This is a genomic window from Nonomuraea sp. NPDC001699, assembly GCF_053596455.1.
In genome coordinates, this window is record NZ_JBSFGF010000001.1 from 367,158 (window position 1) to 378,848 (window position 11,691).

Annotated in this window: 11 protein-coding genes; 7 read left to right on the forward strand and 4 right to left on the reverse strand. The window is 71.3% G+C overall.

Features of this window, described 5'->3' with window-relative positions; all coding sequences use genetic code 11:
• Position 1: 1 nt before the first annotated feature.
• Positions 2-1,444 (reverse strand): LCP family protein, encoded by a 1,443-nt coding sequence (locus ACWCSU_RS01870; RefSeq protein ID WP_449932908.1) that lies wholly within the window; start codon positions 1,442-1,444, stop codon positions 2-4.
• A gap of 81 nt (positions 1,445-1,525) precedes the next feature.
• Here ACWCSU_RS01870 and ACWCSU_RS01875 point away from each other — a divergent pair, with 81 nt between their 5' ends.
• Complete coding sequence (locus ACWCSU_RS01875; protein WP_357702639.1) at positions 1,526-2,542, forward strand: glycosyltransferase family 2 protein; 1,017 nt, start codon at positions 1,526-1,528, stop codon at positions 2,540-2,542.
• Here ACWCSU_RS01875 and ACWCSU_RS01880 read toward each other — a convergent pair whose 3' ends face one another.
• Together ACWCSU_RS01880 and ACWCSU_RS01885 are read right to left on the reverse strand one after the other, a co-directional pair.
• Positions 2,543-4,276, reverse strand: coding sequence for a CDP-glycerol glycerophosphotransferase family protein (locus ACWCSU_RS01880; RefSeq protein ID WP_357702641.1), 1,734 nt, complete (start codon positions 4,274-4,276; stop codon positions 2,543-2,545).
• A 69-nt stretch (positions 4,277-4,345) separates the two neighbouring features.
• Positions 4,346-5,080 (reverse strand): IspD/TarI family cytidylyltransferase, encoded by a 735-nt coding sequence (locus ACWCSU_RS01885; protein ID WP_449932911.1) that lies wholly within the window; start codon positions 5,078-5,080, stop codon positions 4,346-4,348.
• Positions 5,081-5,171: 91 nt separating this feature from the next.
• Between ACWCSU_RS01885 and ACWCSU_RS01890 the strand changes: the two genes are divergently transcribed.
• The 6 genes from ACWCSU_RS01890 to ACWCSU_RS01915 all read left to right on the forward strand — a co-directional run bounded on the left by ACWCSU_RS01890 (position 5,172) and on the right by ACWCSU_RS01915 (position 10,961).
• Positions 5,172-6,587, forward strand: a complete 1,416-nt coding sequence (locus ACWCSU_RS01890) for a CDP-alcohol phosphatidyltransferase family protein (protein ID WP_357702645.1) — start codon at positions 5,172-5,174, stop codon at positions 6,585-6,587.
• Positions 6,588-6,639: 52 nt separating this feature from the next.
• A complete protein-coding gene (locus tag ACWCSU_RS01895; RefSeq protein WP_357702646.1) occupies positions 6,640-7,263 on the forward strand; it encodes a DUF5941 domain-containing protein in 624 nt (207 codons plus the stop codon).
• A gap of 77 nt (positions 7,264-7,340) precedes the next feature.
• Positions 7,341-8,075: a phosphocholine cytidylyltransferase family protein gene (locus ACWCSU_RS01900; RefSeq protein WP_357702648.1), complete on the forward strand. Its 735-nt coding sequence runs from the start codon at positions 7,341-7,343 to the stop codon at positions 8,073-8,075.
• A gap of 29 nt (positions 8,076-8,104) precedes the next feature.
• The gene (locus ACWCSU_RS01905; protein ID WP_449933716.1) at positions 8,105-9,145 is read left to right on the forward strand and encodes an iron-containing alcohol dehydrogenase family protein; all 1,041 of its coding nucleotides are present in this window, start codon (positions 8,105-8,107) and stop codon (positions 9,143-9,145) included.
• Positions 9,123-9,890: a CDP-alcohol phosphatidyltransferase family protein gene (locus tag ACWCSU_RS01910; RefSeq protein ID WP_357702650.1), complete on the forward strand. Its 768-nt coding sequence runs from the start codon at positions 9,123-9,125 to the stop codon at positions 9,888-9,890. Before ACWCSU_RS01905 ends, ACWCSU_RS01910 begins: the two co-directional genes overlap by 23 nt.
• A gap of 186 nt (positions 9,891-10,076) precedes the next feature.
• Entirely contained in the window at positions 10,077-10,961 is an 885-nt protein-coding gene (locus tag ACWCSU_RS01915) for a glycosyltransferase family 2 protein (protein WP_357702652.1), read from the forward strand.
• Here ACWCSU_RS01915 and ACWCSU_RS01920 read toward each other — a convergent pair.
• Entirely contained in the window at positions 10,958-11,665 is a 708-nt protein-coding gene (locus ACWCSU_RS01920) for an acetoacetate decarboxylase family protein (RefSeq protein ID WP_357702654.1), read from the reverse strand. The two genes, ACWCSU_RS01915 and ACWCSU_RS01920, sit on opposite strands and share 4 nt — an antisense overlap.
• Positions 11,666-11,691: the final 26 nt, after the last annotated feature.

Here is an 11,691-nt window from a genome sequence, read left to right on the forward strand (position 1 = left end):
CCTATTTCTGGCAGATGTTCTCCATGGCGGTCTTGGTCGTCGGGGTGGCGCTCGGCTTGCTGGACGGTGTGTCCGGCTGCTTGAGCTTCTTGATCTTCGGCTGGTCGCTGCCGGCGATCACCTCGACGCCCTCGACGTCGGCCTGCCGCAACTGCGCGCCCGGGATGACGGACGCCACCAGGCGGGCGGCGGCCTCCTGGCCGGCGGCGTAACGCACGAGAGTCTGCTTGTGGTCCTTCTTGTCGGTGTTGCCGGGCTCGCCGGGCACCTTGAACCCGGAGGCCGCCAGCGCCGACTTGGTACGCGCCCCCAGCCCCGTGATGAGCGTGCCGTTCATGACCTTGACCGTGACGCTCTCCGGCGGGACCACCGTCTTGACCGGCGCGGGCGTGGCCGTCTTGGTCGGCGCGGGCTTGGCGAGGTCCTGGTCGGCGTCGATGCGGCGGAACATGTCGCGGGCCGCCGGACGGTCCCACAGCACCGCGGACTCGCCGGTCGGGGCCTTGAAGTCGACGTTCGCGAGCGGCACGTCGGCGAACCGGACGTCCTCCAGCGAGACGTCGCGGAGCTGGGAGGCCAGCCCGATCAGCCCGTCGTCGGGATCGACCTTGACCGTGCTCAGCGTGGAGTTGACGAACGCGGCGAGCTTGGCCGGATTGGCCAGCGTGTCGGCGCTGAGCGCGCGGTTGAGCAGCGCGGAGATGACCTGCTGCTGCCGGTCGATGCGGTCGAGGTCGGAGCGGGCGGTGGCGCGGGTGCGGGCGTAGCCGAGCGCCTGGGCGCCCTGGAGCTGGTGGGTGCCGGCCGGCAGGTTGAGGCCCGTCTTCGGGTCGTTGATCGGGATGGGCGTGCAGACGGTGACCCCGCCGAGCGAGTCGACCACGTCGATGAACCCGAGGATGTTCACCTCGATGTAGCGGTTGATCTCCAGCCCGGTCGCGGCCTTGACGGTCTGCATGGTGAGCTTCGGCCCGCCGTACTGGTAGGCCGAGTTGATCTTGTGGTCGCCCTTGCCGGGGACCGTCGTCCAGGTGTCGCGCGGCAGGCTCACCACGGTGACGCGCTGGTGGTCCTCCGACAGGTGGATGACCATCATCGTGTCGGTGCGCTGGCCGGACTCGCGGCCCAGCTTGAGCTGGTTCTGCTGCTGCCGGGTCAGGTCGTCGCGCTTGTCGATGCCGACCAGCAGGATGTTCTCGGCCCCCTGCGACTTGGGGGCGGTGACGCCCGCGTCGACCGTGCCGATCTGGCGCGGGGTCGCCCAGACCACGCCGGTGGTGACCAGGATGCCCGTGGACAGCACGCCCGCGACGATCACGTTGCGGCGGCGCGCCTTGGCACTCCTGACGGGCCTGCGGGGACGGGTGGCAGGGGTCAGCCTGACGCCGCCGTAGGCGTCGCCGCCCACCAGCACGCCGCCGTCCTCCTCGCCCGGTTCGCGCATGCCCTCCTCCTCGTATCCGCCGGGGACGTAGGGCTTTCGATTGCCCTTCTCCCCTGGTCGTACAGTAGCGTGAGCCCCGCCATGAAGCAGTTCCCCGACTCGCCGCACGCGCCCGCGGAGACGCGCGGCTGGCCCCCCATCTCCGTCGTCATGCCGGTCCTCAACGAGGAGCGGCACCTTCGCGAGGCCGTCGACCAGGTCCTCGCCCAGAGCTACCCCGGTGAGATCGAGGTCGTCCTCGCCGTGGGTCCGTCCCAAGACCGCACCCAGGAGGTCGCCGACGCCATCGCGGCGGCCGACCGCCGGGTGACCGTGGTGCCCAACCCGACCGGTCGCACGCCCAACGCGCTCAACGCCGCCATCGCAGCCTCACGCAACGGCATCATCGCCAGGGTCGACGGGCACGCCATGCTGCCCTCCGACTACCTGCGCGTCGCCGTCGAGACGCTGGCCGAGACCGGCGCCGACAACGTGGGCGGCGTCATGGCGGCCGAAGGCGTCACACCGTTCGAGCAGGCCGTGGCCTGCGCCATGACCTCCAAGATCGGCGTCGGCGCCGCCGCCTTCCACGTGGGCGGCACCGCGGGCCCGGCCGACACCGTCTACCTCGGCGTCTTCCGCCGGTCGGCGCTCGACCGGGTCGGCGGCTACGACGAGCACTTCCAGCGGGCCCAGGACTGGGAGATGAACCACCGCATCCGCCAGACCGGCGGGCTGGTGTGGTTCCAGCCGCGCATGCGGGTCTCCTACCGTCCGCGGCCCAACGTGAAGGCCCTGGCCAAGCAGTACTTCCACTACGGCCGCTGGCGGCGCGTGGTCGCGCGCACCCACGAGGGCACGATCAACCTGCGTTACCTGGCGCCGCCCGCCGCGGTGCTGGCCATGGCGCTGGGGCTGGTCCTGTCGCCGTTCTTCCCGCTCACGCTCGTCGTCCCCGGGGGCTACGCGCTGGCCCTCGTGGCCGGCTCGGCGGTCACCGGCAGCGGGCTCCCGGGCGCCGCCAAGCTGCGGCTGCCCCTCGTCTACGCGGCGATGCACGTCTCGTGGGGCTGGGGCTTCCTCACCAGCCCACGGAAACTGGCCAGGCCGCCACACTGATCACGAACCCGCGAAGACCCGCTCGACGGCCGCGTCGAAGCGGGTCAGCGCGTCCGGGTACTCCGGCCCGAGCAGGTAGCTCCTGAGCTTGATCCTGGCTCGGGCCAGGGTGTCCTCACCGTCCAGGAAACCGGCGAGGGCCGCGAGGTCCTCGCCGAGGAGCACCCCCGCCTCGGTGCTCGGGTAGCGCTCGTGGAAGGCGCGTTCGGGCAATCCCGCGACGTTCGTCACCGCGTACGGCTTCTCGCTGGCCAGGAAGTCGGCCACGACGCTGGAGATGTCGCTGATCAGCAGGTCGCACTCGTTGAAGCACTCATACAGGTGCGGGCGTTCGGCGGTGACGATCAGGTGCCTGACCTCCGGCGCCCCGCCGGGGCTCGACGGATGCCTGGCCTTCGACTTCGCCAGCTCGGCCGCCTCGATCATGGACACGATCCTGCGGTGCGCCCGCGCGGCGCTCTTGTCCCGGTGGCCGGTCAGCGGGTGCGGCTTGTAGATGATCCGCAGCGGCGGGTCGTGGTCCAGCAGGGCGCGCACGATGCGCGGGCCCATGGTGATCAGCGACGTGTGGAACAGGTCGTCGTTCCAGCCCTCCCAGGTGGGGGCGTACAGGACGGTCCGGTACGGCAGCCGCGGGCCCTCGGTCGAGATGCCTTCGAGCTGCGGACGGCCGACCTCGTGGATGCTCTCGTCCCGGACGCCCACCCGGGCCCGGCGGTAGCGGTCGCGCCCGGCCGGCCCGGCCACCCACACCTCGTCGTAGACCCGCGAGAACGGGTTGAACGACGCCTCCTTGTCGCTGTCGCCGTGGTTGAGGAACACGCTGCGCAGGGTCGGGATGCGCAGCATGTGGACATTGCGGCCGACGTTGGAGACGTACAGGCAGAGCTTGGCGCCGAACAGGGCGCGGAAGCTCATCAGGTCGGCCGAGGACGGGATGCACACCATCGGTAGCGTGGTCGACTCCAGGTGCCTGGCCATGCCGCGCTCGCGCAGCACGACGATGGCGCGCCTGCCGATGCGTTCGAGCGTGGGCAGCCACATCCTGGCCTGGTAGGCGGCGGCCGTCGCGCCGGAGAAGTACAGGATGACCTCGGGGTCGTAGGCCCTGACCTGCTCGCCCACGACCTCCAGCACCCGCGCCCGGTCACCGAGCGGACGGGCGCGGCGCACGTACGGGAGGAGCGCCAGCACGCCCGCCGCGCCGAGCACCAAGGCCACGCCCGCGCCGAGCGCGCCGGCCGCCGCGCCGAACGTCGCGCCGAGCACCGGCAGGGCGTCCAGACCGAGGAAGCGCAGGCCGCGATGGGCGCCCAGGAACGGGGGCGGCATCTTGGGGATGCGCAGCGCGGACACGTCGAGGTTGCGGGTGGTCACCGGCATGCTGCTCAAGGTCTGCCGCAGGCGGATGGCCAGGCCCGAGTGCGCGGCCCGCGCGCCGTGCAGCGCGAACAGCCCGGCGGCCAGCGCCACGAACCACGGCGAGTCGGCCCCCGACACCCGCGCCACCAACAGCAGCGCGGCCGTCTCCCTGGCCGCGAACCGCAGGGTGGTCCCCAGGTGCATCCGGCTGAGCAGGTCGGTCAGCCCGTCGGCCAGACGTCCGGCGGCGAGCTCCATGGCGTAGGAGACCACGGCGACCAGCCCGAACAGCAGCGGCGCCGGCCACAGCGCCGACGCCAGCAGGATGGGGTAGCAGCCGAGCAGCGCGCCGATCGCCAGCAGTCTTCTCATGCGACCGCACGGTAACAACCCGCAGGTCAAGGGCCTTCCACGCGAACGTCTACGACATGCCCGGACACGTCAGGAGATGGACCCCTTGATCGCGAAGAGCTGTTCGGCGATCCGCAGGTCGTCCGGATGGGTGACCTTGATGTTGCGCTCGCTGCCCTGGACCAGGTGGATCGGCACCTCGGGCAGGTAGCGCAGCACCACGCCGCAGTCGTCGGTGGCCGGGCGGGCGGCGAAGCCCGGGTCGGCCATGGCCCGCTCGTACGCCTCGCGGATCACCGAGAGCCGGAAACACTGCGGCGTCTGGCTGCGGCGCAGCCGCGACCGGTCGAGGACCTCGCCGATGACCTCGCCGTCCGGGGCCGGCACGGCCACCAGGACCGTGTCGGAGCTCGGGATCGCCACGTTGACGGCCCGGTGGGTACGCAGCGCCGCCACGCACTCGGTGATGATCCGCGGCTCCAGAAGGGGTCGTACGGCGTCGTGCAGCAGCACGTCGCACTCCTGCGTGCCCAGTGCGCGCAACGCCCGCCACGTGCTCTCCGTACGGCTCCGGCCGCCCCCCACGATCTGGGTGACCTTGCGGTGGCCGCCGTTCGCCACGATCTCCTTCACCCGGTCGGTGTAGCCCGGCGTCATCAGCACCACGATCTCGTCGATCTCCGGCGCCTGCTCGAACACCGCGATCGAGTGCTCCAGAATCGTCCGCCCGGCTACTTCGATGAGCTGTTTGGGTATCTCATGTCCGACCCGCTGCCCCACGCCTCCCGCGAGGAGCACTCCGACCGACCGCCGCGCTGCATCCATGTCGGCAGCGTAACGGTCCTGTTCCGTGATATCGCGCCCCCCTGTCGCTACGCTGAGTCCACGCACTCCCTACCGGGAGGAGACCTGCGCTTTGCCCGACTCACTCATCCGCGAGGGCACGACCACCTCGGTGGTGCTGCTCGCCACGACCCCGGCGTGCCGGCTCTCCTGCGCTGACGGCACGCTGCTCGACCGGCTGAGCGACCAGTTCGCCGTGCTTCCCGTCCGTGACGTCCAGGTGGTGACCCCCGGTGGCGGGCTCGGCGCCGACCTGCGGGGTGTGGCCAAGATCGCCCGGGTCGCCTCGGGCACGGTCGTAGTGCTCCCCGCCGACCTCGTCGCCCACACCGAGGCGCTCGCGCTCCTGCTCGAACATCCCGCGCACGACACCGGGGCGCTCGTCTCGCACGACGACGCCGCCGCCCCGATGCGGCCGCCCGTGCGCGTCGAGTCCGGCCGGATCGTCGCGGCCGGCAGCTCGTTCCACACCGTCCCGGAGGCCAACGCGACCTTCAGGGGCGTGCTCCAGACCGGCGAGGCCGACCTGGCGTCCCTGGCCGACCTCGCCGAGGAGCTGGCCGAGCTGGCCGACCTCGGCAAGCTCGGCCCGGTGACCGCCGTCGAGGCGGTCGACCTGCTGCTGGTGGGCCTGGTCAGAGCGGGCGTACGGGTGCGCGCCGCCTCGATCGGCCCGCTGCACGCCGACCGCGTGACCGGCCAGAACGCCGCCGACAGCGCCCTGACCAGGCTCGCCGAGGTCGACGAGGCCAGGGTCAGGCTCGACACCTCGGTCAAGGAGGACGACGGCTTCTTCGCCACGTTCTTCGTCTCGACCTGGTCGCGCCACCTGATCAAGCCGGCCGTCCGCCTCAAGCTCACCCCCAACGCCGTCACCGGCGTCTCGATCGGCCTGGCCGCGCTGGCCGCCGTCTGGTTCTCGGCCGGCACCCAGCCCGGACGGGTGGCCGGGGGCGTGCTGTTCCTGATGTCGTTCGCGCTCGACTGCCTCGACGGGCAGCTCGCCCGCTACACCCGCGCGTTCTCCCCGCTCGGCGCCTGGGCCGACGGCATGGCCGACCGGCTGAAGGAGTACCTGGTCTACGTCGGGCTCGCCTTCGGCTACGGCGGGACCGCCATCTGGTACCTGGCGGCCGCCGCGATGATCGCGCAGGTCGTCCGGCACTCCGTCGACTACTCCTACGCCGGGGCGGTCGCCGACGCGGGCCGCGTCGGGGCGCTGTGGGCCAGGCCGGCCCGGTCGCTGCTGGAACCGGGCGACGCGCGGCAGGCCCACGGGGTGCTCGGGCTCGCCCGGCGGATCGAGGGCGACTCGGTCGCCCGCTGGTTCAGGAAGATCGTCGTGCTGCCCATCGGCGAGCGGACCGCGCTGATCGCCGTCACCGCCGCCGTGTGGAACGCCAGGGTGACGTTCGTGTCCCTGCTGTGCTGGGGCGGGGTCGCCGCCCTCTACCAGCTCGCCGGGCGCGTCGCGAGGTCGGCCCGGTGAGCGGCGTCCGGCACGGCGGGGCGGCCGTCCGACGGATTGCGAGGTGGGCAGCGTGATCTCCGTGCACATGACCCCCGTGCCAGAGAGCAAGGTCGTCGCCTACCGCGACGACGGGCCGCTCTCGCGCGCGATGGGCCTGCTCGTGGCCGGGCAGCTCCCGCCGCTGCCGCCGGTGATCGCCGGCACGTTCGTCACAGGCGTGCTGCTGCTGATCGGCGTGGCCGGCTCCGACGGGCTCGCGGTGTTCGCGCCCGCCGTGACGCTCCTGCTGGCCGGGCCGGGCAGCACCCACCCGCACGACGGCCGCTTCGACTGGCTCGTGCCGCCGATCCTGCGGCTCATCGAGTACAGCTTCATCGCCGCCTGCGGCTTCGCCCACGGCCTGCCGCCCGTGCTGACGTTCCTGCTGCTCGGCGCGCTCGCCTTCCACCACTACGACCTGGTCTACCGGCTGCGCCAGCGCGTCTACCCGCCGCCCTGGCTCTCGACGCTCGGCCTCGGCTGGGACGGCCGGATGATGGCGGTCTCGCTGGCCGCCCTGGCCGGCTGGATGACCGCCGGGTACGTGCTGCTGACCCTCTACCTGTGGGCGCTGTTCGGCTGGGAGAGCATCACGTGCTGGGTGGCCGCGCCCCGCTCGGGCGTCGAGGCGAGCGAGATGGGAACGCAAGACTAACGCCGGATTACCCGCGAAGGGGCCAAAGGCAACTAACCTTTGGGCACACGTAGTCATGCTCGACCGAGGAGTGCACGTTGCTGGGAATGGTTCTGGCCGCCGGGGCCGGACGACGCCTGCGGCCGTACACCGACACGCTGCCCAAGGCGCTCGTGCCGGTTGACGGCGAAACCACGATCATGGACATCTCGCTGCGCAACCTGGCAGAGGTGGACCTGCGGGAGGTCGTGGTCGTCGTCGGTTACGCGGCGCAGGCCGTGCACGAGCGCAAGGAGGAGCTGGAGCGGCGCCACGGCGTCAAGCTCACCCTCGTGCACAACGACAAGGCCGAGGAGTGGAACAACGCCTATTCCCTCTGGTGCGCCCGCGACTACTTCGCCCAGGGCGTGCTGCTGGTCAACGGCGACACCGTCCACCCCGTCTCGGTGGAGAAGACGCTGCTGGCCGCCCCCGAGACCAGCGACCTGCTGCTCGCGGTCGACAACGTCAAGAAGCTGGCCGACGAAGAGATGAAGGTGACCCTCTCCCCGGAGGGCTCGCTGCGCCGCATCACCAAGCTGATGGACCCGGCCGAGGCGTACGGCGAGTACATCGGCGCCACGCTCATCAGGCCCGGCGCGGCCGAGCGGCTGGCCGACGCGCTCAAGGCGACGTTCGAGCGCGACCCCCAGCTCTACTACGAGGACGGTTACCAGGAGATGGTCGAGCGCGGCGAGGCCGTCCACGTCGCGCCCATCGGCGAGGTCGACTGGGTCGAGGTGGACAACCACGACGACCTGGCCAAGGCTCGCACCATAGCCGTTCGCTACTAGAGGGAGCGCGCATGCCGCTTCTAGCGAGGATGCTGCCGGCGCCCCTGACCATGGAGGTCAGGCGCGGCGCCGTCGCAGAGCTCGGCGCCCTGCTGGCCGACAGCCGTGTGGCGACCTCCGGCCGCGTGGCCGTGGCGGTCGGGCCCGGCCAGGGCGATCACATCGAGAGCCTGATCGCGCCCACGCTCGGCGAGGCCGAGGTGTTCAGGGTGAGCGACGGGTCGGTCGAGGCGGCCGTCTCGCTCGGCGCCGACCTGCGCAAGGGCGCCTACGAGGTCGTCGTCGGGGTCGGCGGCGGCAAGACGATCGACGCCACGAAGTACGCCGCCTCCCTCGCGGGCATCCCCATGGTGGCCGTGGCCACCAACCTCTCCCACGACGGCATCTGCTCGCCCACCGCCTCCCTCACCTACGAAGGGGGCAAGGGCACCTTCGGCGTGCCGATGCCGCTGGCCATCCTGGTCGACCTCGACTTCGTGCACAACGCGCCGAAGTCGCTGGTCAGGGCCGGCATCGGCGACGTCGTCAGCAACCTGTCGGCGATCGAGGACTGGCAGCTCGGCAGCGTCGAGCGCGGCGAGCCCATCGACGGCCTGGCCTGCTCGATGTCCCGCACCGCCGCCGAGGCGCTGGTCGGCCGGAGCGACGGCATCGAGTCCGACGCGTTCCTGACCGTCCTGGCCGAGTCGCTCATCCTTTCCGGCATGTCGATGGTCGTCGCGGGGTCGTCGCGGCCCGCGAGCGGTGGAGATCATGAGATCCTTCATGCCGTGGATCAGCTTTTCCCCGGCACCTCCAACCACGGCGAGCTCGCCGGCATCGGTGCCGCCTTCTGCTTCTTCCTGCGGGAGGACGCCGCCAGGGTGACCCAGGTGGTCGACTGCCTGCGCCGGCACGAGCTCCCGGTCGTGCCCGCCGACATCGGGCTGACCGGCGAGCAGTTCGCCGAGGTCATCGCGCTGGCGCCGTCGACCCGTCCCGGCCGTTACACGATCCTGGAGCACCTGCGCATGCAGGACTCCGAGATCCGCGATCGGGTGGGGGACTATGTCCGGGCCTTCGGTAGCTGAGCTGCGGCGGGTCGCCCAGCCCGAGGGCCATCTCGACCGCAGGAACGGCGAACACTGGGCGGGCGTGCTCTACATGCGCCGCCTGTCCATCTACGTCACCTGGCTGACGAGCAAGACGTCGGTCACGCCCAACCAGCTCACCTGGGTGATGACGGTCGCCGGGGTCGCGGCGGGCTTCGTGCTGGCCCTGCCGGGGCTGTGGGCGGCCGTGCTGGCCGCCCTGCTGGTCCAGGTCTACCTGCTGCTCGACTGCTCCGACGGCGAGCTGGCCCGCTGGACGGGCAAGACGTCGCTGGCCGGGGTCTACCTCGACCGCGTCGGGGCCTACTTCACCGAGGCCGCCGTGCTGGCCGGGCTCGGCTGGCGGGCCTCGGCCGTCCTGCCCGACTGGTACACCGTGCTCGGCTTCGCCGCCGCGCTCGGCGCGATCCTCATCAAGGCCGAGACCGACCTGGTGGAGGTGGCGAGGGCCAAGGGCGGGCTGGGCGCCTCCTCCGAGGCGTCGGCGGTGCAGTTCCGTTCAGGGCTGCTCGGTCTGGGCAGGAGAATCCTGGCGGCGACGAAGTTCCATCGGATCATGCAGCCGATCGAGCTGTCCCTGCTCGCGGTGGCGGCCGCGGTGATCGACCTGGCGACCGGCACGCTCGGGGCCTCCCGCGTGCTCATCGTGGCCTGCGTGATCGCCGCTGCGCTGCAGACCGTGCTCCATCTGATCAGCATTATGGCGTCGAGGCGGCTTGGGTGATCTCATGTCGGAACCGGAGGAGCTTCCCGTCCGTCGTATTGATCGGACGTTCGCTGTTCGGTGGGGGTTCACCATCGGTTCCGATACGCTTAGCTCCACCATTGTCAACAAGATGCAGACCAGCAGACTCGGTGATCATGAAAGTATGCTCCGCTCGTGTCCTCAACGCGTCAGGACGATGACCCGTTGAAGATTTCGTGCGTCATCCTCACCATGGGCAACCGGGTCGCGGAGCTGAACCGGGCCGTCGAGTCCGCGCTCAACCAGATCGACGGCGACGTCGAAGTGGTGATCGTGGGCAACGGCGCCGACGTGCCCCAGGTGCCGGCGACGCCACCCGAGGGCTCGGCCGCGGTCGTGAAGACGATCCGGCTCGACCACAACACAGGCATTCCCGCCGGCCGTAACCGCGGCGTCGAGGAGTGCTCCGGCGACGTCGTGCTGTTCCTCGACGACGACGGCTGGTACGCCAACCAGAAGGTCGTCGCCCACGTGCGCGACCGGTTCGCCACCGAGCCCGACCTCGCGGTGATCTCCTTCCGGGTGATGGACCCCGAGGGCGGCGTCGGCCAGCGGCGGCACGTGCCCCGGCTGCGTGCGGGCGACCCGCAGCGCTCCTCGCCGGTCACCACGTTCCTGGGCGGCGCCTCGGCCGTGCGGCGTTCGGCCTTCCTCCAGGTCGGCGGCCTGCCGGAGAAGTTCTTCTACGCGCACGAGGAGACCGACCTGGCCTGGCGCCTGCTGGGCGAGGGCTACCGGATCGAGTACGACGCCGAGACCGTCATGTACCACCCGCAGGTCCCGCCGACCCGCCATGCGCAGTTCTACCGGCTCAACGCCCGTAACCGCGTCTGGCTGGCCCGTCGTAACCTGCCGTGGCCGCTGGCGTTCCTCTACCTGACCAACTGGGTGGTGCTCACCCTGATCCGCGAGCGCCGTTCGGGGGTCGCGATCAAGGCGTGGTTCTCCGGCTTCTTCGAGGGGTTGCGCACGCCCGCGGGCGAGCGGCGTGCCATGGCCTGGCGCACCGCCTGGCGCATGGTCAAGCTCGGCCGTCCGCCGATCGTCTAGACCGCCTCCGCCTCGCCGAAGGTCATCGAGGCCCGGGAGACGGTCGAGGCGAACAGCGCCCGCTTGGGCAGCCCCAGCTCGCTGAGTTCCTTGGCGATCGGGTGGTTGCCCAGGCGGATCAGCGCGCCGCCCGGCCGCACGCGGGCGCCCTCGGCGCGTACGGACCACGGGATGCGCCGGGTGACGCCCTCCAGATGGGTGAAGGCGTCGAGCGGCGCCATGGCGGCCGGCGCCGGCACCCCGGGCCTGATCAGCAGGTCGAGCACGAGCCTGCCGTCCTTGCGCAGCACACACCGCTTGTACGGAGACCCGAGCCGCAGCTCGATGTCGGCCAGCTCCTTGGGGAAGCCCCAGATCGTCCGCCCCGCCTCCAGCGTGAACCGCTGGTCGACGGGCAGCCAGTGGACGAAGACGCCCGCGCCGCGCAGGTCGCCGAGCCCGATCTTGCCCGCCGTCCCCGGCCGCCGGATCAGGAAGGCCATCCCGAACTCGTGGTAGGCGTCGAGGTCGCCCCTGCGGTAGTCGACGAACAGCAGCACGCACACGGCCTTGCCGGGCAACACCTCGGCCACGTCGAGGCCGGAGTAGGCGATCACCGCCCGCGCCGCGTCGGCCCGCACCGCGTAGAAGGCGCTGCAGACCTCCGCGTCCTCCACTCGCACAGGCATGCCCACCGTCCGGCCCTGGATCAGATGCGATGCCATGGGTCCAGTACATCAACCCCGGCGCC